Origin of the sequence: Streptomyces sp. NRRL S-340 (assembly GCF_000720185.1) — a bacterium.
Taxonomy (GTDB): Bacteria; Actinomycetota; Actinomycetes; order Streptomycetales; family Streptomycetaceae; genus Streptomyces.
Genome location: NZ_JOIY01000004.1, coordinates 92739 through 116459, shown reverse-complemented (window position 1 = coordinate 116459; position 23721 = coordinate 92739). Strand labels below are relative to the sequence as shown.

Below are 23721 nucleotides of genomic sequence, written 5' to 3'. Positions count from 1 at the left end.
CCGAACCGTCCCGCCCGCCCCTCACGGCGCCACCGTCCCGTCGTACTGCCGCCGCGCGACATGGCTGACCCGGATCAGCAGCGCCACGATCGCCCAGTTGGTGACCACCGACGAACCGCCCTGGGCCAGGAACGGCATCGCCATGCCGGTCAGCGGGATCAGGCCGGTCACGCCGCCCGCGATCACGAAGACCTGGAGCGCCACGATGGAGGCCAGACCCACCGCCAGGAGCCGGCCGAAGGGGTCGCGCAGCGCGAGGCCCGCGCGGTAGCCGCGCTCGACGAGCAGCGCGTACAGCAGGAAGACCGCCGAGAGGCCCGCCAGGCCCAGTTCCTCCCCGGCGGTGGCCAGGATGAAGTCCGACTTGACCGCGAAGCCGACCAGGACCGAGTGGCCGAGCCCCAGGCCGGTGCCGAGCAGCCCGCCCGCCGCGAACGAGAACAGCGACTGGGCGACCTGGCCGGGGCCCTGGCCGGCCTCGATGGACGCGAACGGGTGCAGCCACTCCGCCACCCGGCTGTGCACGTGCGGCTCCAGCCGGCCGACGGCGAAGGCGCCGGCCACCGCGAGCAGCAGCCCGAGGGCGATCCAGCCGGTGCGGCCGGTGGCGATGTACAGCATCACGACGAACAGCCCGAAGAACAGCAGCGAGGTCCCGAGGTCGCGCTCCAGCACCAGCACGCCCACGCTCAGCAGCCAGATCGCGACCACCGGCCCGAGCACCCGGCCGGTGGGCAGCTGCATCCGCCACACCCGGCGGCCGGTGTACGCCAGCGCGCTGCGGTTGGCGGCCAGGTAGGCGGCGAAGAACACCGCGAGGAGCACCTTCGCGAACTCGCCCGGCTGGAAGGAGAACCCGCCGAGCCGGATCCAGATGCGGGCGCCGTTCACGGCGGGGAAGAGGATGGGCAGCGTGAGCAGCGCGAGGGCGGCGACGACGCAGACGTACGCGTACCGCTGGAGCCAGCGGTGGTCGCGCAGCACGAGCACGACCAGGGTGAACAGCGCCACGCCCAGGGTGGACCACACCAACTGCACGGGCGCCGCCTCCTCGCCGGGCGTCTCCAGGTCCAGGCGGTAGATCAGCACCAGGCCGAGCCCGTTCAGCAGCACGCCGATGGGCAGCAGCAGCGGGTCGGCGTACGGCGCCCGCAGGCGCACCGCGCCGTGCGCGAGCAGCGCGAGCACGCCGAGCCCGGCGCCGTAACCGGCGGCGCCGGGCGGGAGGGTGCCGGACTTCGCCAGGCCGACGGCGCAGTAGCCGTACACGGACAGCAGGACGGCGAGGACGATGAGGGCGAGTTCGATGCCGCGGCGCCGGGGGAGGCGGACGGCGGCGCCCGGGGCGGGCGGGCCCGCCGCCGCCACGGTGGCTCCGGCGGGGCCAGGGCTTCCGGGGCTCCCGGCGCTCCCGGGGCCCCCGGTGGTTCCGGCCTTGGTCATGACCGAAATCTACCTAAAAGATGCATATCGGACGCCGTGTGGGTCAGCACCAGCGTGGCGCGGGCCCGACGTTGTCGATGTAACGGGCCGCGCCCCACGCCCAGGTGCCGTCCGCGAGCAGGTACCACAGGTGGTTGCCGCCCACGTTCGAGCCGTTCGTCTTGCAGTAGATCCACACGGTCTCGCCCTGCCGGGCCACCCGGAGCACCCGGCTGCCGCGGTCCGGCCGCGAGCGCAGCGCGAGGCCGCCGCGCGCGGTGACACGGCCCCGGTAGAAGCGGGTGGCGGAGTCCGGGGTGCTGCTCGGCGCCGGGGTGGTGGCGGGGGAGCCGGCCGGCGCGGGGGTGGCGGTGCCGGCCGGCGCGGCGGGGTGGGCCTGGCCGGCCGGTGTGGCGGCGCCGCCGCCCGGGCCGGGGGTGACCGCCGGGGTGCCGTGGCCGTCCGCTTCGGCGACGGCGGGCGCGACGGCGGCGGCCAGGAGGGCGCCGACGGCGGCCGTCACGGCCAGCCGGGCGAGCGGGGAACGCAGGGACATGGACAACCTCCAGCGGGGCGACGAAGTCCGCCGGGGCGGACTTATCTGACTTACCGCCACATTAGGAGCGCGGACGCCGGGGGCGTCCCGCCACGCTGCGGCGGCGGGGAGGACGTCACCTGAAATGCCGCCAGGGACCGGGCGGGAGCGCGCGACGAGCCGCCGGGGAAGCCGTGGGGGGCCCGTCAGGAGCCCAGCGCGAGGCCGCCAGGAAGCCGGTGGGTCCGGCAGGGACCCGGCGCCGGTCCGTCAGGACCCGTCTGCGGACGGGGGCGGTCCGGAGCTCTGTGCAGGGGGCTCCGCCGTCCCCGGCGGGCTCTGCGGCAGGGTCAGGGTCGCCATCGCGCCGCCGTCCGCCGCGTTGGCGAACTCCAGCCGGGCGCCCAGTACCTCCGCCTGGCCCCGTGCGATCGTCAGCCCGAGTCCGTGCCCGGTCGCACCGCCCTCCGTGCGGAAGCGCTGCGGCCCGTGCTCCAGCAGGTACTCCGGATAGCCGTCGCCGTGGTCGCGGACGGTGACCGCCGGCCCGTCCACGGTCAGCACCACCGGCGGCCGGCCGTGCCGGTGCGCGTTGGCCACCAGGTTGCCCAGCACCCGCTCCAGCCGCCGCCGGTCCGTCTCGACGTACACGTCCCGGACGACCCTGACCCGCGTGCCGTCCCCGGCCGTGGCGTCCGCCGCGCGCGCCGCCCGCCGCACCACCGTGCTCAGGTGCTCGGCGTCCAGGGCCGGCCGCTCCCGCCCGGTGTCCAGCCGGGAGATCTCCAGCAGGTCCTCGGTGAGCGTGCGCAGCGCCGCCACCCGGTCGCGCACCAGCTCCGTCGGACGGCCCGGCGGCAGCAGTTCGGCCGCCGCGTGCAGACCGGTCAGCGGGGTGCGCAGCTCGTGCGCCACGTCCGCGGTGAACCGCTGCTCGGCCATCAGCTTGCCCTGGAGCGAGGCGGCCATCGAGTCCAGCGCGGCGGCGACCGCGGCCACCTCGTCCTGCGGACGGGTGCGGTCCCGGGCGAGCGGGTCGTGCACCCGCGCGTCCAGGTCGCCCGTGCTGATCCGCCGGGCCACCAGCGCGGTCGCGTGCAGCCGCCGGGTCACCCGGGTCACCGCGAACGCCCCCACCAGCAGCGTCGCCCCGATCGCCAGCCCGGACGACCACAGGATGGCGTTGTCCAGACCGGCGATGGTGTGCGCCTGCTGCGAGTAGTCGACCTCGACGGCCAGCGTCCGGCCGTGGTCGGCGGGGCCGGCCGCCCACATCGTGGGCCGCCCGTGGTGCCGCCCGACCACCGTGCCGCGCTGCCCGTTCGCCGCCAGCCGCCGCAGCGACGGCGGCAGCCCCTCCGGGTCGACGCCCGCGCCGGGCAGCAGCGTGTCCCCGGACTCGAACGCGCTCGTGGCGTCCTTCAGCCGGGCCAGCGCCAGCTCGCGGGCCTGGCCGACGGTCTGGTCGGTCACCGAGACGTGCACGAGGATGCCGAGCAGCGCGGCCAGCGCGCAGCACATCACCGTGATGAAGGCCGCGGCCTTCACGGCGAGCGTCCCGGTCCACCGGGGGAGCGGCACCCTCCTCGTCATCGGCCGCTCGCGGACGAGGCGGTCGACGACGAGGAGGAGGCCGCCGGACCGGAACCGGCCCACGGGCCGGAGCCGGACGCCGCACCTGTTCCGGCTGCCGCATCGGCTCCGGACGCCGGGTCCGGTCCGGAAGAGGCGGCCGACGGGGTCAGGCCGGGGGTCGGTGTCGGCCGGGGCACGGGGGAGGGCGCGGCGGTGGCCGCGGGTGTGTGGGCGCGCGTCGGCTTGTGCGGACCGGTGCGCAGGAACTCGTCGCGGGAGAACACCATCGCCCGCTGGTCCGGGTCCCAGGTCCACGTCGTGCGGTACTCGTACCCGGCGATCCCGGCCGGCGACCGGATGATCACGGCGCGCCCGGCCAGCTCCACGCCGATCACCGCGTCGTCGTTGGCGAAGACCTGCACGAGCCGGTGCCCCTCGAAGGTGTACACCCGCACGGCCGTCTGGTTGGTGGGATACAGCCGGAAACCCAGCGTCAGGTCGACGCGCCCGTCGCCGGTGAGGTCGCGGTAGTACGGCCGCAGGACCGGGCAGCCGCCCCGGCCCGGCCCCGCGCCGCAGTCCGCCAGCCGGGCGGCCGTGTCCCGGTACGGCGCCTTGGCGCCCTTGTAGTCGTCCGGGTGCGCGGCGACCTCGGCCCGTACGACGGCCACCGGGTCGACCGCGCGGATGTCGTCGCCGGGGGCGGCGATCCCCTTCACCGTCTCGATCTGCACCTCGTCGTACGGCCACGCGGGGCTGGCGGCCGGCCGCAGCGAGGGCCAGAGCCGGGCCGGGCTGACCGCGGTCGCAGTGGTGCCCGCGGCGCGCAGTCCGCCCGCGTCGCCGCAGCCGGCCGCCGTGGCCAGCAGCAGGGCCACGACGGCGGTCACGAGGGCGGGGCGTTGGCGGAACACTGCTCTCCGGAGGACGGACGGCGGGGTGGCGGGTCATGGCCGGGGCGGCCTCGTACACCTTATTCGTATTATTCGGGGGCAAGTCGTTCTCGCGTACGGCTGCCGCCCCCCGGCGGGCGGGTGTGACGCGGCCGCGTGCGCAGAGCGTACGCAGCGAAGGTGAGAAACGGATCTCCTACTCGGCGGCCGGCTCCCCCAGCTCCTCCAGCAGGCGGGCCGTCGCCAGGCCCGCCCGCAGGTAGTCGGCGAACAGCTCGTTGTGCAGGGCCCACGGCGAGCGGCGGTCGCGGACCAGCCGGATCGCCTCGTCGGCCCGGTACCCGCGCAGCATCAGGGCGTGGCCGACGACCAGGCCCGAGCGGTTGTATCCGGAGTAACAGCGCACGAGCACCCGGCCGCCGGAGTCCAGCGCGGTGCAGGCGGCCTGTGCCAGGCGCATCACCCCGGCCAGCTGCGTGCCGTCGAGCGGCCCGTCGGGGATCGGCCACACCTGGTGCGCGACGCCGGGGCCGGGGCCGTACCCCGGGAGCCGGAGCAGCGACTGCACCAGGTCGAACTCGTCGTGCACGACGACGGACTCCAGCGCTCCGGCGCCGCTCCTGAACTCGTGTCCGCCCATCCACAGGCCGGGCACGATCTCGCTCCAGGGGCTCTCCGGAGCCGGTACGTCGGGCTGGTTCCCACGGGTCCGCAACGGCGCGCCTCCCCAACTCCCCACCCACGGCACCTCAAAGGTAGCCGTGTTCTTGCCCCGGCAGCACCCCGCCTGTTCCCATGGTCGCGGGGGTGATGGCGCATGAGCGGACCACGTCGGCTGCCCGGCCCGCCCGGTCCGGGCCGCCTGCGCGTCGTACCGGGGACGCACCAGGGACAGGAGCGGCTGTACGTGCGCGCCGCCGACGGGCGCGTCCTCGCCTGGTACGACCGCGAGGCCGCCCGCGTCCACCTGCCGGCCGAGGACGACCGCGAGGCCGTGCTGGAGGCGCTCGGCCCCTTCCTCGCCGGCCCGGTCGCGGTGGGCCCGCCGCCCGTCCCCACCCCCGCCGACCTGGCCCGGCTGAGCCTCCGTCCCGACGACGACCTGGCGCCGAACCGCCCAGGTGAGGCGCTGCTCGTCGCCCTCGAACGCGACCCGGCCCCCGCCCGCCGCCTCCGCCCGGACCCGCGCCGCCGGGCGCTCGCGGCGGAACGGGCGACGGGGGAGGCGCTCGACCGCCTGGAGGGCGCCGGCTGGCGCGTCCTGCACTCCGTCCCGCTGCCCGGCGGCGACCGCATCCACCACCTGGTGATCGGCCCCGGCGGACTGTTCACCGTGCACTCCCTGTACGCGCGCAAGCAGCGGGTGCGGGTGGCCGACCCGTCGGTCGCACTGGGCCGCCACGAGCCGGAGCCCCTGCTGCGCGGCGTCCGCGCAGCCGCCGCCCGCGCCTCCCACGCCCTCACCGCCGAGGTCCACCCGCTGCTGGCCCTGACCGGTCCGGCCGGCCTGCGGGTCACGGCCCCGCCGCGCGGCGTCCGCATCCTGCGGGACACGGACCTGGCGGACCTGGCCCGCGCAGGCGGCGTGCTGAAACCGGCGGACGTGGAAGCGCTGCACGCGATGGCGCGGGACCGGGGCACGTGGGCGAGGGCGTAGACCCGGCGGTGGTCCACGGGGCTGTGCGCCGGTGGACCACGGGGGCTGTGCCCCTTCCCGCGGCGGGGTTCGCCCCGGCACGCCGCACGGTCGTCCGTGACCTCCGTGACCTCCGTGACCTGCGTGACCTGGGTGATTTCGTGACCGGTGGTCGCCCGCCGGTCACGGCACCTCGGGTGCCCGCTCCGTGTCCAGCAGCGGGGCCAGCAGGTCGCCGTAGTCCTGGACCCGGGGCGCGATGTCGTCCGCCCGGAAGCCGAGCCGCCCCGGTGCGCGGCACTCGGTGACCTCCTCCCACGTCACCGGTGCCGACACCGCAGGCTCCGCCCGCGCCCGCAGGGTGTAGGGCGCCGCCGTCGTCTTGCGCGCCGCGTTCTGGCTCCAGTCGACGAACACCTTCCCCGGCCGCAGACTGCGCGTCATCCGGTGCACCACCAGCCGCGGCATCGCCTTCTCCGCCTCCACGGCCAGCCCCTTCGCGTACGCCGAGGTCCGCTCGCCGGACGCCCCGCGCACCGCGGCCAGCAGGTGCAGCCCCTTGGACCCGGAGGTCTTCGCGTACGCCTCGATCCCGTCCGCGGCCAGGCGCTCCCGCAGCCACAGCGCCACCCGGCAGCAGTCGACCACGGTCGCCGGCGGCCCCGGATCGAGGTCGAAGACGATCCGGTCGGCCTCCTCCGGCGCCGCGATCACCCACTGCGGCGTGTGGAACTCGGTCACCAGGTTCGCGGCCCACATCAGGCTCGGCAGGTCCTGCACGAGCACCATCCGGGCCGGCCCCTCCGAGCGCGGCACCTCGGCCGTCGTCACCCACTCGGGCGTACCGGGCGGCACGTTCTTGGCGAAGAAGACCTGGCCGTCCGGCCCGTCCGGGTACCGCAGGAAGGACAGCGGACGGTCCCGCAGATGGGGGAGCAGCACGTCGGCGACGGTCGCGTAGTAGTGCAGCACCTCCCCCTTGGTGAACCCGGTCGCGGGATACAGGACCTTGTCCAGGTTGCTGAGCGCGAGCCGTCGCCCCTCCACCACTGTGATCGGCGCCATACGATAAGAAAAGCATGCCGATTACGTGAAACACGGACATAAGCGATGAAAAGGCCTCGCCTGATCCGACCCGGAAGGTGCTGCACGTGCGATCCATCTGGAACGGTGCCATCTCGTTCGGCCTGGTCAGCATCCCGATCAAGCTGGTGAACGCCACCGAGAACCACACCATCTCCTTCCGCCAGATCCACACGGAGGACGGCGGCCGCATCCGCTACCGCAAGGTGTGCGAGCTGGAGGACCGCGAGGTCACCCAGGGCGAGATCGGCAAGGGGTACGAGGACGCGGACGGCACCATCATCCCGATCACCGACGAGGACCTGGCCCACCTGCCGCTGCCGACCGCCCGGACGATCGACATCGTGGCCTTCGTCCCGGCCGACCGGATCGACCCCCTCCAGATGGAGCACGCCTACTACCTGGCCGCGAGCGGCGCCCCGGCCGCCAAGCCGTACACCCTGCTGCGCGAGGCGCTCAAGCGCAGCGAGCGGGTGGCGATCGCGAAGTTCGCCCTGCGCGGGCGCGAACGCCTGGGCATGCTCCGCGTGGTGGACGACGTGATCGCCATGCACGGGCTGCTGTGGCCGGACGAGATCCGCGCGCCCCAGGGCGTCGCCCCGGAGACCGACGTCACGGTCCGCGACAAGGAGCTGGACCTCGCCGACGCCCTGATGGACACCCTCGGCGAGGTCGACCTGGAGGACCTGCACGACGAGTACCGCGAGGCACTGGAGGAGGTCATCGCCGCGAAGGCCTCCGGCGAGGCGCCCCCCGAGACCCATGAACCGGCGCCCGGCGGCAAGGTCCTCGACCTGATGGCGGCCCTGGAGAACAGCGTGCGGGCGGCCAGGCGGTCCCGGGGTGAGGAGGAGGGCGGGGCGAAGACCGCCGGGGAGGGCGGCCAGGAGGCCGAGGCCGAGGGAGAGGGGGACGCCGAGGTCAGGCACCTCCCGCGCCGCAAGGCGGCCCGCACCGCTCCGCAGAAGGCGGCGTCGGGGAAGACGGCCGCCAAGAAGACGGCCTCCTCCGCGAAGAAGACCGCCTCCGGTGCCAAGAAGACGGCGGCCAAGTCGTCGCAGACGCGGGCCCAGCCGAAGAAGACCGCCTCGTCCGGCAAGTCGGCCGCGAAGAAGACCCCGGCGAAGAAGACGGCGTCCCGCAAACGCACGGCCTAGGAGTGTTCCGAGAACCCCCTTCCCGCCGGCCGGGAGGAACTCCCCGGTCTTCGGCCGGGAGGTGCCCCCCCGGTGTTCGGCCGGGAGGAACTCCCCGGTCTTCGGCCGGGAGGCGACCGCGGCTCTTGGGTGTCCCGGCCTCGTGGCGCCCGGCACGCGCGCTCGCCGCGTTGCCGGGACCGTCCACGTCGCGGGCCCGGACGAGGACGGCCTTCCGCCTTGCGGCCGCGCGCACCGGACGCAGCGGGCCCGCCCTCCGGGCGGACGGCGTCCCTTTCGGGTCGCGCCCTGGCCCGGTGAGGGCCGGCGCCCGCAGGGCTCAGCGCCCGGCCCGGTGTGCCGCGGGCAGCCGCCGCAGGGCCAGTACGGCGTTGTGGCCGCCGAAGCCGAAGGAGTTGCTCAGGACCAGGTCGCCGTCGCCGGGCAGCGGGCGGGGTGTGCCGGTCACGACGTCGAGCGCGATCTCCTCGTCGACCTCGGCGCAGCCCACGGTCGGCGGTACGACGCCGTTGTGCAGGGTGAGCACGGCGGCGACGGCCTCGACGCCGCCCGCGGCACCCTGCAGGTGCCCGAGGTGTCCCTTGAGCGCGGTGACGGGCACGCCACCCGCCCCGAGCACGGCCCGCAGCGCCCCGGCCTCGGCGAGGTCGCCCTCCGTGGTGGCGGTGGCGTGCGCGTTGACGTGGACGACGTCCACGACGTGCCCGCCGGCGTCGCGGACGGCCCGCCGCAGCGCGAGGGCGACCCCGCTGCCCGACGGGTCGGGCGCCGCCATGTGGTGCGCGTCGGCGGACAGCCCCCACCCGGCGGCCTCGCAGTAGATCCGGGCGCCCCGGGCGCGGGCGTGCTCCTCGGCCTCCAGCACGAGCACCCCGGCGCCCTCTCCGTTGACGAACCCGGCGCGGTCCTTGGCGAAGGGCCGCGAAGGTGAGGTGCCGTCGGCCGGATCCAGGCCGGACAGGGCGCGCATGGCGGCGAAGGACGCCATGATCGCCGGTGTGACGACGGCCTCGGCGCCACCGGCCAGGGCGACGTCGACACGGCCGTACCGTATGCGGTCGACGGCCTGTCCGATCGCCTCGGTGCCGGAGGCGCAGGCGCTGGTCACGGTCCGGGCCTCGCCGGTGATGTGCAGGTCGAGCGAGACCTGCGAGGCGGCCTGCGAGGGCACGGTCATGGGCGTGGTGAGCGGGGACACACCGCGCGGCCCCTTCTCGCGCAGCTTCCGGTCGCCGCCGACGAGGACCGAGGCGTCCCCGAGGATGGAGCCGAGGCTGACGCCGACCCGCTCCGGGTCGAGCCCGCTCTCCCGCGTCCCGCCCTCGGCGTACCCGGCGTCGCCCCAGGCCTCGCGGGCGGCGAGCACGGCGAACTGCGCGGCCCGGTTCATCCGCCGGGCGGCGGCGCGGGACAGCAGGGAGGACGGATCCACGGGCACGACGCCCGCGGTGCGCACGGGCAGCTCCGCGAACTCCTCGCCCTCCAGTTCGCGTATGCCGTGACGCCCCGCGAGCAGCCCCTGCCACAGCTCGCCCACCCCGGCACCCAGCGGCGTCATGGCGCCCAGGCCGGTCACGACGACCCGCCGCGGTCCGGCCGCCGAGGGTTCGCGGGCCGGCCGCCCGTGGTGCCGTACGACGTACCCGGCCCGGTCGGCGTCGGCCGCCCAGGCCCGTACGACGTCGTCGGACACGGTCTGCGTGGTCCGGGCGTCGAGGTCGCGGTGCCACCGCCCCCAGCGCCGCCGGTACGTCACCTCGGCGCCCTCCGGGTCGACGGCCCGCAGCCGGGTGACGCTGTCGCCGTCCCGGAACTCGACGGCGTCCAGCCGCGGTGACGACACGGCGGGCACGGCGGCGACGTCGACCCGCCGCCCGGCGACGACCACCTCCTGCCCGCGCGCGAGGACCGTCTCGCGGTCGGGGCCGCCGAGCGGCGGCCGCAGGGTCATCCGGATCGTCTCCGGTGACTCGGGCAGGGTGTGCATCACGACACACCACTGCCGTCGCGCGGCCTCGTCCTGCGAGAGGGCGATCAGATCGCCGGGGACGGCCTCGGCGGCGGTAACTGTGTGGGGGCTGAGGGGGACTTCTGGCATCTCGGACGATTTGGACATATCCGTACTGCTTCCTGTGACCCGAGGTGTCGTTCGGCGGACCATCTGAGTGAAAGGGACAAACAGCAGGAAAACTACGGAAATAGACGTGGGTCCCAAACAGGACGCCTGTACGAATACCCGCAATTGCCGTCAAGACGCACCGAGTTGACCGCAGGTCGGACCGCGGGTGTGCCCCAGCTCACGCACGCACCGCCGACCGCCAGGTGAGGTCGTGTGACCTACGGCACGTGAGCTGCGGAGGCGAGGGCGGGCGCGGGGGCCGGTGGCCCCTCAGACGAGGCGGGCCACCAGCGGACCGGCGTCCTCGCCGCGTTCCCGGGCGTCGCGACGGGCCAGGCCGGGGGAGCCACCGGCCCCGACGACACGGCCGTCGCGCAGGACGACCCAACTGCCCTCCGGCAGACCGCCGGTGGCCGTCGGTCCCCCCTCGCCCGCGCCCGGCCCCGAAGCGGTGACCGTCATCCCCTCGTCGTCGGCCCCTGGTCCTTCGACGGTGGCCGCGGGGCTCCCGCCGGTGGTCGGCAGCCCCCCGTCGCCGGCCGCCGTTCCGCCGCCGGAGGCGGTCAGTCCTTCCGCGCCGGCCGTCAGGCCGGCCGGCGTCAGGGCGACCGCCGCGGTCAGCCGGGCGTCCGGTCCGAGGGCGCCCGGCCGCGGCGCGGGCGCCACGGCACCGGCACGCCACTCGGCGGTGGTGCGCTCCCCGCCCGCCCGGCGCGACCACACCAGGTGCTGCACCACGATCAGCGGCCCCAGCGCGGTCAGCAGGGGGAAGCCCTCAGTGAGCGCGCCCAGCGCGAACAGCGCGCTGACCGCACTGGTGACCGCGACCCCGACGGCCCCCGCGAGCAGCGCCGCACCCCGGCCGTACGCCTTCGCCGCCACCAGCGGGAACAGGACGAGCAGCAGCAGGTCCCCGAGACCGACGGCCACCGGATGCGCGCCGCCGGTGAGCGCGAGCAGCGGGGCGAACGGCCGCCCCCGCACCTGCTCGAAGAAGTCCCCGGTGACGTGCGTGAGCGTGGTGGCGATCAGGTCGTAGCAGGTCAACGCGGCGGCCAGCGCGGCCACCTGGGCCGAACGCATCCCGCTCTGCGCCCACAGGTTCGCCACACCCACCACCGCCACGGCCAGCAGGACGCCGGTGCCGGCGCGCACCCCCGCCGCCGTGCCCGTGAAGGCCGCCCCCGCGGTCAGACCGGTCGCAGCGAGCGCGAGGCACCAGGCCCAGCGGCCGGAACACAGCGGAGCCAGCGTGAACTGCACGGCCACGCAGAGCACCAGTCCGAACAGCGCCGACACCCAGGCGCCCGGCAGCGCGCCGTACAGCAGCGGGGCCACGACCACCCCGGCGCACAGCGCGGCGACGTCCGCCGGGGCGTAGACGCCGACCGGCGGCCTGGGCATGGCGACCCGGGCCAGATAGCCGCCGGCCACCACCATGAGCGCGGCCACGCAACAGCTGAGTGCCACCAGGGCGGTTCCGTTCACGCGCCGGCCACCCCTTCCTCGCCCGCCGCGGTCCCGCCGTGCGCGGCGACGGCGGGGGTGCGGGGCGAGCGGTCCGGCCGGCCGGGCGCGGGCACGCTCTCGAAGCTGTGCTCGCGCAGGTCGGCGCGGAGCGGGCTGGTGGGCGGCATCGCCGACCGGTCGTCGTAGAGCACCAGCCCGGCCAGCGGCAGGCCCGCCGCGGTGGCGCGCTCCTCCAGCCGGGCCCGCAGCGCGGTCGCGGGCAGGGAGGGCACGAGCAGGTGCAGCAGCGCGCCCCCGCCGGGCTGTTCGGTCACCGCGTACCGGGCGGGCAGCGGCACCTCGGGCTCGGCCTCGATGAGGTCGAGCAGGGCGCGGGTGGTCAGTGAGGCGCTGAGCGGCCCGGTCCAGCGGCCGAGGATCTCCGAGGTGGCGGGCAGGTGGGCCAGCTCGCAGGCGGGCGCGGCGGAGGGTGTCCGTACCAGGTCACCGGTGGCGTAGCGCAGCAGCAGCGTGCACTCCCGGTAGGGGAAGTAGGGGGTGTGCACGATCACGCCGGTGCCGCCGGGCGGGGTCGGCTCCCAGGTGAGCGGGTCGAGGACCTCCAGGTGCCCGAACTCGGGGGTGTGGTGCAGATGCCCCCGGCCGCACGGCGTACCGCCGGAGGGCAGGGTCTCGGTCATCAGGTACGAGGTCCCGACGGGCGCCCCGAACACGGCCTCGGCGCGCTCGCGCAGCGGCCCGGACAGCACCTCGCCGCCCACGCCGATGCTCAGCAGCCCGAAGTCCGCGGGCCGCCAGCCGTCCCGCTCGGCCCGGTGCACCAGCGCGGACAGGTAGGAGGCCGAGGTGCTGAGGTGGGTGATCTGGCCGGCCTTGCCCGGCAGCCCGAGCGGGGCGGCGAGCCGGTCCAGGGCCAGAGCGGGTGCCAGCGTGCCGAACTGGACGAAGGACGCGCCGACCCGTGTCGTCGACTCCTCGGCGTTGATCAGCGGCAGCGTGGCCCGCGAGCAGCCGGCGTAGGCGAGGGTGTGGTGCGGGCGCAGTCCCATGCCGAGTGCGGCCGAGATGGTGCTGAGCGCGATGGTGACGTCGAGTTCGGCACGCGAGTACCAGACGGCGGTGGGTGTTCCGCTGGTCCCCGTGGTGAGGGCCATCAGGGCGGGCCGCGCCGCCGCCGACACGAACGCCCCGGGCATGCCGCGCAGAGCCTTCTTCGAGGTGACCGGCACCTGGGACCAACTGCCGGGACCGGAACCGCCGGTGTACGGATCGAGGGCGTCGGCATCGAGCCCGGCCCGCTCGAAGACATGCCGGTAGTAGGCGGTGTGCCGGACCGCCGCCCGCGCGGTGGCCCGCAGACTGCGCCGGGTCACCGTCCGCCGCACCTCGGGATCGATCTGCCCCGCCTGCCCCGGCAGCAGCGCCGAGTCGGCGCCGGGCGCGCCGAACTCCTCCAGCGTGGCGACCAGGTCGCGGGCGATGCGCTCCAGGTCACGCGGCCGGATCGGGCGGTTGCGCAGCACGGCCATGCCGTAGCGGAGCTGACTCAGGGCGGTGCCGAACAAGGGGAGCCCTCCTGACGCCTGGACCTGGACCGGAGCCCCGCCCCGGGACCGGGCCGGCGGCCTTCACTCGTCACCTCGCACCCGCGGGCCCCGGTCCGGGCGGACGGGCGGCCGGTGGCCCCCCGTCCGCCCACCCGCTCCCGGCGCGTGCCGGGGCCCGGGGTCAGGCCATGTGCGCGAACATCGCGGCGGACAGAGTGCTCAGGGCGTACTTGAGGTAGTGCTTGACCATGGTCGGAACCTCCCTCACGGAGCGCCGCCGGTCGGACGGCGCGGGCCAGATGATGAGCTGCCGCCCGGACAAGGCCGGAGAAGCAGCGGCAGTCTAGGAACGGGCACGAGCACCGCACCAGACGTCATGCGCGGGTAAATCGCCTGAATACTCGATTATTTATGGAACCTCTGAGTCCGTATGGGTTTGGCGGAGGCCGAGTTCCAGAGCGCCGTGCGCCCGGTAGCGAACCCCTCGCCCTCGCCCCAGTGCCTGGCCGTCCTCGTCGTCGGTTCCCGGCACTCGTGCGTCGGCTCCGCTTGCGCCTGAGCGCGCTGATGGCATCCGTAGGTGTCCGCCGCCTCCCTCACCGCCGTGCGACCCGGCGGCGGACGCCACCTGCACGAGGTGCAAGGAACCCCACCTGTCACGGACATACGAAGAGCCGCGCGGTTCCTGACGGTCACTCCCGCCTGCGGGTCCGCGTCCGCCATCGCCCTGGCCGCCGCCGCGGCGGCCCCGGGGCCGCCGCACCCTCCCGGCCGCCCCGGCCGCCGGTCCGGGCACCTCAGCCGCGGCCCCGTACACGGCCGTCCCGGCGTCCCGGCCGCCCTCGACCGTACGGCGGCCGCGTTCGATGCGGCAGGCGGTGAACTCCCGCTCCGGGACGAGGGCTTCGGGGAGACCGCCGCACGCCTACGGGCTACCGGGTACTCCCTGGACGGGCTCACATCCGGGTGGCCCTGGGCCGGGTCCACCGCCCCCTCGCCGACGCGACGGCCTCCCGCACCGCGTTCGCCGACGTCCTGCGGATCTCCATCAGGCGGGCGCCAGCGCCCGGGCCGCCCTCATCCGCCCGTACCGCGAACTCGGCGCCACGTCCCGCGTCGAGATCACCGCATCATCCTGACGCGCCTCATGGTCCGGTGCTGTGGCCGGCGCATCTCCCCGGCCACAGCACCAGGCGCGGCGGCCACGACCGGCCGGCGGCACGGGGGATCGACCGGCGGCACGGGGAACCGGCCGACAGTACGGAGGCCGGCCTGAAGGCGGCCACCCCCCGGTCCGTACGGCGAGCCGCGCTGTCCAAGCGGACGGGATCTCTCTACGGTGGGTGCCGGACTGCCTCACGGGGGCGCTGGATCGCTAAGGGGACGGTGTGGAAGCCGAGTTGGCGGCACTTGCCGCGTCGGGGGCGACGACGCTGGTCGGCCTGATGGTGTCGGAGTCGTGGGAGCGCGCGAAGAGCGGGCTGGCCGCGTTCTTCGGACGGCGCGGCGCGCAGCGTTCCGGGAGCGCCGCGGACGAGCTGGGGACGGCGAGGGCGGAACTGGAGCGCGCCAGGGCGGCGGGTGACACCTCCGCCCAGGCGGCCGTACAGGCCGGGCTGCGGCAGCACCTGGAGGCGGTGTTCCGGCAGGACGCCGGTGCCGCCGAGGAACTGGCGCGGCTGCTGTCCGAGCTGGCACCGGAGGTATCGCACACCTTCGTCCACCTCGTCACCGGAGGCGTGAACAACGGCCCGGTCTTCCAGGGTTCGCACATCCACGGCGGCATCACCTTCCACGTCCCCTCGCCTCCGCAGCCCGCGTCTGCCTCCGCCGTCCCGCCCGACCAAGTGCCGCCGGTGACCGTTCCGTTCAGCAACCGGACGGCCGAACTCGCCGCCCTGGACGCGGTGCTCGGCGGACGGGCGCGGGGTTCCGCGCCCGCGGAAAGCCCGGCGGGGCCCGCTGGCATCGGCGTAGGCGTCCTGAACGGGCTCCCCGGCGTCGGCAAGACCACCACGGCCTGGCGGTGGGCGTCGCTGGCCCGGGAGCGGTTCCCGGACGGACAGCTGTACGTCGACTTCGCGGCCCTGCGCCACCGCCCGGGACCCTCCCGGCGGACCGACCGGACCGCGCCGGGGGCCGGGGGCGGAGCCGGGACCTCTGCCGGAGCCGGTGCGGACGGAACCGGCTTCGGCACCGGTACCGGTGCCGACGGCGGGACGGCCGGTGCGGACGTCTCGGAGGCCCTCGCCATGTGCCTGCGGTCGCTGCCCGGAGGCGACGACGGCATCCCGGGCTCACTCGCGGAGCGGGCCAACCTCTTCCGTACGCGCTCGGCGGGCCTGCGCATCCTGCTCGTACTGGACGACGTAGACCAGCCCGCCCAGGTGCGCGCGCTGATCCCCAAGGGACCGGGCAGCGCGGTCCTGGTGACGAGCCAGGGCAGGCTGGGTGAACTGACCCTCGACGGCGCACGGTTGATCTCCGTACGGCCGCTGGACACGCACGGCGGTCTGGCGCTGCTGAGGGACCGCTGCGGCGCGGAGGCCGTCGAGGCGGAACCGGAGGCGGCGGAACGCCTCGTGGAGCTGTGCGGCGGACTGCCGGTGGCCCTGCAGATCGTGGCGGCCCGGCTGGCCACCGACGACGCTCTGAGCATGACCGAACTGGCCGCCGAGCTGGCGGACGAGACCGGAAGACTGCCGGGCCTGGCCCTGGACGGCCCGGCCCCGGGCGGAGAGGAGATCTCGGTGTCCGCTGTGCTCGGCTCCGCCTACCGGCTGCTGCCGCCGGACGCGGCCCGGCTCTACCGCCTGCTGGGGTGGCTGCCCGTCGGCGTCTTCGACGCGGGCGTGGCGGCCGTCGCCGCCGGCACCGGCACGGCGGGCGCGAGCCGACTGCTGCGCGCGCTCGCCCGGGCGAGCCTGGTGGAGGCCGTCGGCGACGGCCGTTTCCGCATGCACGACCTGGTCCGCCTGCACGCCCGCGAGTGCGCGGCCCGGGAGGAGGCACAGGCCGAGCACAAGGCCCTGACGGAGCGGGTGGGCACCCACTACCTCGTCCTCACCGCGTGCGCCGACCGCGCGCTCAGGCGCGACCGGCTGCGGATCACCGACCTGTCCGCCCTGCTGCGCGGCGTCGACGACCCCTTCGCCTCAGCGGGCGGCCCGCCGCCGCTGGAGTGGCTGGACACCGAACGGGCCGCCGTCCTGGCGGTGCTGCGCGCGGCGGCCCGGCAGGAATTGAACTCCCTGGCCTGGCAGTTGGCCGAGGTGTTCACGGCGCTCTTCCTCCACCGCCGCTACCTCGGGGCGTGGCGGGAGTCGCTGGAACTGGGCGCCGAGGCGGCGGCGGCAGCAGCGGCCTCGGCGGACACGGCCGGACAGGTTGCCGAGGCCACGGCGGCCGAGGCGCGGCTGCGCAGCCTGCTCTCACGCCCCTTGCTGGACCTCGGGGAGAACGACCGGGCGGGCGCGGAACTGGACCGGGCCGTCACCCTGGCCGAGACGTCCGGGCACCTGGTCCTGCGCGCCTCCGTGCAGGAGTTCCTGGGCCGCTACCGCGACCTCTTCGAGCCGTCGCGCGCCGCCGAGGCGTACCGGCGCTCCCTGGAACTCAACGAACGGGCGGGGGAGACGCGTGGAGCGGCCATCGCCGCGTACTTCCTGGGCTGTGCGCAGGACGCGGCGGGGGACCACGCCGAGGCGATGGCCACCCTGCGCCGGGCCCGGCACGACCTGGAGAACCGCGAGGAGCCCGACCGGCGCATGGCGGCCCGGGTGACGGCCGCGATCGGTGTCGTGCACGGCCACCTCGGCGAGACGGAGGAAGCGATCAGCGCACTCCGGGCCGCGGCCGAGGAGTTGGCTGAGGTGCAGGCCACGCACTACGAGGCGCAGGCCCTGGTGCACCTCGCCGACCTCGCCAGCCGGGCGGGAGGCCGCGACGACCTGGTCCGCGCGTGCCTGAGCCGGGCCGTCGCGATCCACGAGGCGACCGGCAGCCGCCTGGCGGAGGACCTGCGGCGCCGCCTGGAGGACCTCGGCCGCTGACGGGGGTCAGCGGAGCGGGCGCCGGGTGTACCCGGGCCGAACACGAAGGACGACGTCCTCGTCCCGCGCGTCACCGGCCCGCAGCACCACCTGGACACCGGCTCCGACGCGGGCAGGGCCGCCGCTGCCGGATCCGGGGGCGGATCCTGGTCCGGGCCCGGCTCCGGCAGGACCTCCGCCGCCGGATCCGGGGCCGGACTCTGGACCGGGGCCGACTCCGGCAGGACCTCCGCCGCCGGTCCGGGTACCTGCTCCGTCCAGCGGGTGCCCCGCCCGGAGCAGGGCGTACACGACCGCGGCCGGCAGCCCGGGATCCACGGCCGTCCCGGTGACGGAGACCTCCACCACCCGCCCGTCCCGGAGCCCCACCAGACAGCAGCCCCCGCGCACGGCCGAGGCCGCGAGGAGGCTGCCGGGCAGCCGGGCCAGCGTCTCCCCGATCCAGCCCAGCGCCGAGACGGAGGACGGCGCGGGCAGCCGCCGTACGAGTACCGAAGCGCTCTCGACGAGCCGGTGATCGCGTTCGTCGTCCGCGCAGGCCAGGTGGGTGAAGCAGGACGACGTCTCCGAGGGCACCGTCCCGTACGCGCCGACGGAGGCCGGGAACCGCCGCACGGTGACGCCGGGAGCCGCCCCCGGACCCCCGACCTCGGTGGTCACCTGCCAGGAGGTGACGGCCGAGGCGGGCGGTTCCGGCTCGGGCACCGGAAGCATCGGCGAGGAAGGCGGCGCAGAGGACGGCTCGGGAAGTTCCAGCAGCCGGTACAGGGCTGTGCGGAGCCGGGCGAGGGCGTGCCCCGGCTCGGCGAAGGCCTGCCGGGCGACCGCCGCGTACCGGTCCGCCGCGTGCTCACGCACCACGTCCTCCACCTGCTGGCGCAGGTCGCCGCGGGGATCCAGCCGGGGCGCGAGGGCCGCCATCCGGTGCACGGCGGTCCCGGGCACCGCGTCCCCGCCGAACGCGGCCAGCAGCAGCGGCGTACCGGTCGCGGCCCCGTACAGCGTCACCGACCCGTGGTCGCCGACGAGCACGTCCGCGGCGACGAGCGCGGGCCGCCAGGCGTGGACGGGCGGCATCAGCAGCAGCCCCGCGTCCAGGGCGGCGGCCTGCAGCGTACGGAGCTGCCAGGCGCCGTGGGCGGACCAGATGTTGGGGTGGGTGATCAGACCGACCCGGTACTCGTCGCACGGCAGCCGGGCGAGGAGGCGGGGGAGCAGTTCGGGGTCGGTGCCGAGGAGCGAGGTGGGTCCCCACGTCGAACTGACCACGACCAGTTTCTGTCCCTCCGCGACACCGAGGGCCTCCCGGTACGCGGCCCGGCGCGGCCGGCTCGCGACCAGCTCGTCGAAACACGGGTCACCGACCAGCAGCGTCCGTCCGGCGGCCTCGGGGCGGTTGGCGACCAACTGCTCCTCCTGCGCCGGATGCGACACCGCCAGCCAGGCACGCCCCGACTCCAGCAGCGAGTCCGGTACGACCCCGGAGAGCCTGACCCGCGCGCTGCGCGAATCCGGCACCAGCTTCTGGAACCCGACCCCGTGCGGCAGCACCAGCACCGGACAGTCGCCCTCGGGCACGTCGATGTTCTCGCTGGCGGAGAGAACGAGATCGGGGCTGATCTCCCCCAACTGCTCCCAGGGCATGACCCGGCACCCGGTGTCGTTCAGCAGTTCGAGGACGCCGTCGTTGAAGGCCGAGGTGGGGTCGTAGGCGAAGACGACGGCCACCCGGCCGTCGCCCCGGAGGAGCGAGGGCAGCGCCTCCAGCACCCGCACCGTCGAGTCGCGGCTCGCGGCTCGCGGCTCGCGGCTCGCGGCTCGCGGCTCGCGGCTCGCGGCTCGCGGCTCGCGGCTCGCGGCTCGCGGCTCGCGGCTCGCGGCAATTGTGAGCTTTTATCGCATCTCAAGCCGATTGACAATCTTCTGGCGGAATTCGACGGCAGGCCCTTACGTGAACGTACGTATGGGCGAAGTACACGGTAACGAATCGCTCCTCCACGGAATCGCGGAAGGACGGCCCCCCGGCCGACGGCCGTTAGGGTGACGCCGTGGTCGTTCTCACCGAGGCGAAACTGAGGGCACTGGCCGGGGCACGTTCCTTCGAACGCGGACGCGGATACGTGGACGCCGTGTCGGGGATCGAGGTCGGTGACGACTGGGTCAGAGCGTCGGTCCGCGGCACCGAGCGGTACGAGGCGGAACTGTCCCTCGGCGGTCCCCGCGGCCTCACGGGGGAGTGCGACTGTCCCTACGGCCAGGAGGGAAACTTCTGCAAACACCTGGTCGCACTGGGCCTGACCATGATGACCCGCAAGGCCGACCTCCCTCGCCAGAGGAGAACGGCCCGGGCCCGGGCGCGGGCCCTCGACGCCTGGCTGTCGGATCTCTCGCGCGAAGAGCTGCTGGCTCTCGTACGGGACGAGATCGCCGAGGACCGGAACGTGCGACGCCGGCTGGAGCTGCGGGCGGCGAGCGCCGAGGGAGACCTGGCCGCACTGAGGTCCCGTCTGCACGAGCTGTTCGACATCGGCCCGTTCGCTGCCTACGGCTACGTCGAGTACGCCGATGCCCGCGCCTACGCGGACCAGGCCGGGCAGGCGGTGTCCGCGATCAGGGCGCTGGCCCACTCGGACAGGGCAGCCGGCGCGGTGATCCTGGCCCGGGAGGCGATCGGCCTGCTGGCCACTGCGGCGGAGAGCGTCGACGACTCCGACGGCCGGCTCGGACAGATCGGCACCGACCTGGCCGCGGCCCACCACGACGCCTGCCGCGCCGCCCGCCCCGACCCGGAGGAACTGGCCCACTGGCTGGTCACCCACGCCGTCGACGACGCGGCCGACCTGACGGACCTCGACCCGCTGGACTACGAGGACGTACTCGGAGAGCGGGGGATGGACGCCCTGCGCCGGCACGCGGTCCTGGCCTGGCAGGCCCACCGCACCGGCTGGGCGGAGAAGAACCTGATGCAGCGGCTGACCAAGGCGGGCCGGGACGTCGACACGGTGATCGCCGTACACACGGCCGACCTCGCCCCGAACGGCCACACCCACCTGCTCATCGCCCGCGAACTCGACACCGCCGGCCGCTCGGCCGAAGCCCTGGAGTGGGCGGAACGGGGCCTCCGCGACACCGCGGACCTGGCCAGCGTCGACACCGCCCTCGTCGACCACCTCACCGACCGCTACGCCCGGGCCGGCCGCCTCACCGACGCCGTGACCCTGCGCCGCGACCACTTCACCGCCCGCCGCACCCTGCTCACCTACCGGCAACTGCGCGCCGCGGCCGAGGCCGCCGGCTGCTGGCCGGCGGAACGGCAGAGGGCCCTGGCCCTGCTGAGCACGGACACCGGCCGTGACCTGCGAGCCCGCCGCGGTCCCGTGCTGGTGGACGCCCTGCTGGACGACGAGGACATTGACGCGGCCTGGCGGGCGGCGACGGAGTTCGGCGCCCACGATGCCCAATGGCGCACCCTCGCCGACCGCACCCGCGCCACCCACCCCGCCGAAGCCCTCTCGGTCTACCTCCGCCTGGCCGAGCCCCTCACCCACCAGACGGGCAACCGCGCCTACGAGGAACTGGTGGCCCTCCTCCTGGGCATCCGCGCCTGCCACCACCACCTCGGCACGCCCGACGACTTCACCGCGTACGTGACGGCCCTGCGCGCCACCCAGAAGCGCAAGCGCAATCTGATGCGGCTGATGGACGAACACGGTCTGTGACCCGGAACGGCGACGCGGGCCTCACGTCACCCCTCTGCACCGCATCACCAGGACCCACCCGCCCGACCCACCCCATCCACGCGCCCGCCCCGGCAGACCGCGGCCCTCTGTCCTCCCGCCCGTCCCGCTGGGCAACCGAGCAACCGCTGGCGGCGGCAGGCGCTTCACGGGCGTCAGCGCCCTGGCCACTTGCCTCGCTGTGGGCAGCGGGAGTTGATCGAGCGACTGGGGGCTCGAGTCGGTGAGGGCCGGCGCGGGTCGTCCCTGGTGGCAGCCCATGGACGGTAGTTGAGGATTGCAAGGTCACAACCCGATCACCACCTTCACCAATTCCGCACATGGAAGGTGTCGCCGTAGGTAACTTCGCCCCTCAAGCACTGAAGCAGGGGGGACCTGTGAGCTACTACCAGCCTCAACCGCCGTTCCAGCCGCCGCCCGGCCCGCCGGCCACCCGTCCCGCACCCAAGTGGGCCCGTAAACGATTCGTGCTGCCCGCCCTGGGTGTTGCGTTCATCATCGGCGTGGGCAGCGCAGGCGCCGCCGGCCAGGACCCGGACGCGACGAAGCCGGTGGCCAGCGACAAGGTGCGGCCGACGGCGACGGTCACAGCCACGGCCACAGTCACCGCGACGCCCACGGTGACGGAGACGGCGAAGCCGGAGCCCGCGCCGACGGTGACGAAGACGGTCAAGGTCAAGGTGACCGTCACGGCACACGCCCCGGCCGAGGACTCGGGAACGGACGACGGTTCGACGTCGGGCGGTTCGTCGTCCAGCGGCGGCTCCGGTTCGTCGGGCGGCTCCAGCTCCGACGGGGGCGGCGCGACGGCCCGGTGCAACGACGGCACGTATTCGTACGCCGCCCACCACCAGGGCGCCTGCTCACACCACGGCGGCGTCGCAGTCTTCTACCGGTAGGCAACGTCTGAGGCCGGTGCTCCCCCTGCCGACGTGAGTGCGGCACCGGTCGCCTCACTGATGAAGGAAGGCAGGTCCCGCGTCTGCCGGCCTTTGTCCGGCCTCTTCTGCCGAGCGCGGGCATAATCGCTGGGCTTGGTTTGCTGGTTGACTTGGTCGATCTCGACAGGCGGCATTCAGAGCGTATGGAGTGGAGGCACCTAAGTATGTGCGCCTCGCGCAGGCGGTCCAACGCTTCTTCGGTCGGGATCACATCCGATGAGGGTGAAGTGCTCGATCCTGAATGGGCCGGGGCCGCGAACAACGTATGCGGGAGCCTGCACGGCTGCCGAGATGCCGCGTCCGTTGCTGAGCGCTTCGTCAGGGCGGGCTGGAGATCGAGGTCGTCATCCTGGTACGGCTTTGAGGTGGGAACCAGTTGGTGCCAGGTGGAGCTAGACCCTGTTGAGGGACCGGACATCCTGCTGAGCGGCGTCGTCGACCCGCGGCGGATCGATGAGCTCGCCGGCCTCCTCGACCACTTCGGGCTGACGTACTCCCTGGAGCTCTACGACGGAGACGACACCCTGGTCCGCGAGATCCGAGCCTGATCCAGCGAGTACCGCTCAAGACCCCGGGAGCTCTCTGGGGGTCTCGCATCTCCGTGCCTGACCAGGGGGCAGACGCCCCAAGATCCCGCCCATGAAGAGCCCACGAACCCCGACATACGCCCGCTCCGAGCGGCACGCACCCGTACAAACACAAAGACCCCGCACTCAGCGTCTCCACTGTTCACGGGGTCTTCAGGCACCTCATACAAGGTGCCCCCGGCAGGATTCGAACCTGCGCACACGGCTCCGGAGGCCGTTGCTCTATCCCCTGAGCTACGGGGGCGGGGTTCGTCGCGCTCTGTGGCGCGGCGACGGGTAGAACACTACCAGCTCCCCGGGGGTGGTCATGAACGTTTTCCGGGGGCCGTGGGAGGGGCGTCGTGTCCACGCGGAACCGGGGCGTCCCCCGGAGGGGGTGGAAGTGGGGAAAACCCGGACGCGGTGGCCGGGGGGCACCTACTCTCGAGTTGTGCCAGGGGCTTCCGGCCGGGTGCTTGTTGTGGACGACAACAAGGTCATCCGGCAGCTGATCAGGGTCAATCTCGAGCTTGAGGGTCTCGAGGTCGTGACCGCGGCCGACGGTGCCGAGTGTCTGGATGTCGTGCATCAGGTGCGGCCCGATGTGATCACCCTCGACGTCGTGATGCCCCGGCTCGACGGGCTCACGACCGCCGCGCAGCTGCGGGCCGATCCCCGCACCCGTGACCTCCCGCTCGCCATCGTCAGCGCCTGTTCGCAGGGGGAGATCGACGCCGGTGTCGACGCCGGTGTCGACGCCTTCCTCGCCAAGCCCTTCGAGCCCTCCGAACTCGTCCGGGTGGTCATGCGGTTGGTGGAGGGCCGGGGGAGGGGACAGCAGCCCGGTACGGCCGGCGGGGAGGGTGCCGGTCCCGGGGGGAGCGGGGACGCCCGGCGGGCCTGGCGCGGCACCCGGTAGCACCTCGGCCGGCCGGCGCCTCGCGGGACCGGCGGCCCGTGCATGACGATCCCGCCGTCCACATGCCGA

Annotated in this window: 18 protein-coding genes and 1 tRNA gene; 7 read left to right on the top strand and 12 right to left on the bottom strand. The window is 74.6% G+C overall.

The features are described 5' to 3' along the window. Positions 1-21: 21 nt before the first annotated feature. The 5 genes from IG64_RS03735 to IG64_RS03715 form a co-directional block, all read right to left on the bottom strand. Positions 22-1443, bottom strand: a complete 1422-nt coding sequence (locus IG64_RS03735; RefSeq protein ID WP_234438376.1) for an FtsW/RodA/SpoVE family cell cycle protein — start codon at positions 1441-1443, stop codon at positions 22-24. A gap of 43 nt (positions 1444-1486) precedes the next feature. Beyond that, positions 1487-1978 (bottom strand): SH3 domain-containing protein, encoded by a 492-nt coding sequence (locus IG64_RS03730; RefSeq protein ID WP_037851871.1) that lies wholly within the window; start codon positions 1976-1978, stop codon positions 1487-1489. A gap of 249 nt (positions 1979-2227) precedes the next feature. After that, positions 2228-3550 (bottom strand): sensor histidine kinase, encoded by a 1323-nt coding sequence (locus tag IG64_RS03725; RefSeq protein ID WP_037852215.1) that lies wholly within the window; start codon positions 3548-3550, stop codon positions 2228-2230. Further along, entirely contained in the window at positions 3547-4446 is a 900-nt protein-coding gene (locus tag IG64_RS03720) for a hypothetical protein (RefSeq protein ID WP_051812334.1), read from the bottom strand. The genes IG64_RS03725 and IG64_RS03720 overlap by 4 nt, the downstream gene beginning before the upstream one ends. Before the next feature lie 175 nt (positions 4447-4621). After that, positions 4622-5140, bottom strand: a complete 519-nt coding sequence (locus tag IG64_RS03715) for a protein-tyrosine phosphatase family protein (protein ID WP_037851869.1) — start codon at positions 5138-5140, stop codon at positions 4622-4624. Between the two features lie 102 nt (positions 5141-5242). On the opposite strand from IG64_RS03715, the gene IG64_RS03710 reads away from it, so the two are divergent. Then, positions 5243-6082 (top strand): nuclease-related domain-containing protein, encoded by an 840-nt coding sequence (locus IG64_RS03710; protein ID WP_051812332.1) that lies wholly within the window; start codon positions 5243-5245, stop codon positions 6080-6082. Between the two features lie 162 nt (positions 6083-6244). Here the strand turns inward: IG64_RS03710 and ligD are convergent, their stop codons facing one another. After that, complete coding sequence (ligD, locus tag IG64_RS03705; RefSeq protein ID WP_037851867.1) at positions 6245-7126, bottom strand: non-homologous end-joining DNA ligase; 882 nt, start codon at positions 7124-7126, stop codon at positions 6245-6247. Between the two features lie 86 nt (positions 7127-7212). Here ligD and IG64_RS03700 point away from each other — a divergent pair, with 86 nt between their 5' ends. Beyond that, positions 7213-8301: a Ku protein gene (locus tag IG64_RS03700; RefSeq protein WP_037852209.1), complete on the top strand. Its 1089-nt coding sequence runs from the start codon at positions 7213-7215 to the stop codon at positions 8299-8301. A gap of 319 nt (positions 8302-8620) precedes the next feature. Here the strand turns inward: IG64_RS03700 and IG64_RS03695 are convergent, their stop codons facing one another. The 4 genes from IG64_RS03695 to IG64_RS41020 form a co-directional block, all read right to left on the bottom strand. Then, entirely contained in the window at positions 8621-10417 is a 1797-nt protein-coding gene (locus tag IG64_RS03695; RefSeq protein WP_051812330.1) for a beta-ketoacyl-[acyl-carrier-protein] synthase family protein, read from the bottom strand. 273 nt (positions 10418-10690) lie between these two features. After that, positions 10691-11908 carry a hypothetical protein gene (locus IG64_RS03690; protein WP_037851865.1) on the bottom strand — a complete coding sequence of 406 codons (1218 nt, stop codon included), beginning with the start codon at positions 11906-11908 and terminating at the stop codon, positions 10691-10693. Continuing rightward, the gene (locus IG64_RS03685; RefSeq protein ID WP_037851862.1) at positions 11905-13455 is read right to left on the bottom strand and encodes a phenylacetate--CoA ligase family protein; all 1551 of its coding nucleotides are present in this window, start codon (positions 13453-13455) and stop codon (positions 11905-11907) included. The genes IG64_RS03690 and IG64_RS03685 overlap by 4 nt, the downstream gene beginning before the upstream one ends. A gap of 163 nt (positions 13456-13618) precedes the next feature. Continuing rightward, positions 13619-13759 carry a hypothetical protein gene (locus tag IG64_RS41020; RefSeq protein ID WP_158771477.1) on the bottom strand — a complete coding sequence of 47 codons (141 nt, stop codon included), beginning with the start codon at positions 13757-13759 and terminating at the stop codon, positions 13619-13621. Between the two features lie 1066 nt (positions 13760-14825). Between IG64_RS41020 and IG64_RS03680 the strand changes: the two genes are divergently transcribed. Further along, complete coding sequence (locus IG64_RS03680) at positions 14826-17489, top strand: tetratricopeptide repeat protein (protein ID WP_324609555.1); 2664 nt, start codon at positions 14826-14828, stop codon at positions 17487-17489. Positions 17490-17495: 6 nt separating this feature from the next. Here the strand turns inward: IG64_RS03680 and IG64_RS03675 are convergent, their stop codons facing one another. Then, a complete protein-coding gene (locus tag IG64_RS03675; protein WP_158771474.1) occupies positions 17496-19265 on the bottom strand; it encodes a hypothetical protein in 1770 nt (589 codons plus the stop codon). A gap of 272 nt (positions 19266-19537) precedes the next feature. Between IG64_RS03675 and IG64_RS03670 the strand changes: the two genes are divergently transcribed. The 3 genes from IG64_RS03670 to IG64_RS41015 all read left to right on the top strand — a co-directional run bounded on the left by IG64_RS03670 (position 19538) and on the right by IG64_RS41015 (position 22715). Continuing rightward, positions 19538-21208, top strand: coding sequence for an SWIM zinc finger family protein (locus IG64_RS03670; RefSeq protein ID WP_037851860.1), 1671 nt, complete (start codon positions 19538-19540; stop codon positions 21206-21208). A 395-nt stretch (positions 21209-21603) separates the two neighbouring features. Continuing rightward, a complete protein-coding gene (locus tag IG64_RS03665) occupies positions 21604-22125 on the top strand; it encodes a DUF3761 domain-containing protein (protein ID WP_037851859.1) in 522 nt (173 codons plus the stop codon). Between the two features lie 407 nt (positions 22126-22532). After that, positions 22533-22715 carry a hypothetical protein gene (locus IG64_RS41015; RefSeq protein WP_158771472.1) on the top strand — a complete coding sequence of 61 codons (183 nt, stop codon included), beginning with the start codon at positions 22533-22535 and terminating at the stop codon, positions 22713-22715. 211 nt (positions 22716-22926) lie between these two features. On the opposite strand, the gene IG64_RS03660 is transcribed toward IG64_RS41015, so the two are convergent. After that, positions 22927-22998, bottom strand: a tRNA-Arg gene (locus IG64_RS03660). A gap of 63 nt (positions 22999-23061) precedes the next feature. Here IG64_RS03660 and IG64_RS03655 point away from each other — a divergent pair. After that, a complete protein-coding gene (locus IG64_RS03655; protein WP_078883784.1) occupies positions 23062-23652 on the top strand; it encodes a response regulator in 591 nt (196 codons plus the stop codon). The last annotated feature ends 69 nt before the right edge of the window (positions 23653-23721 follow it).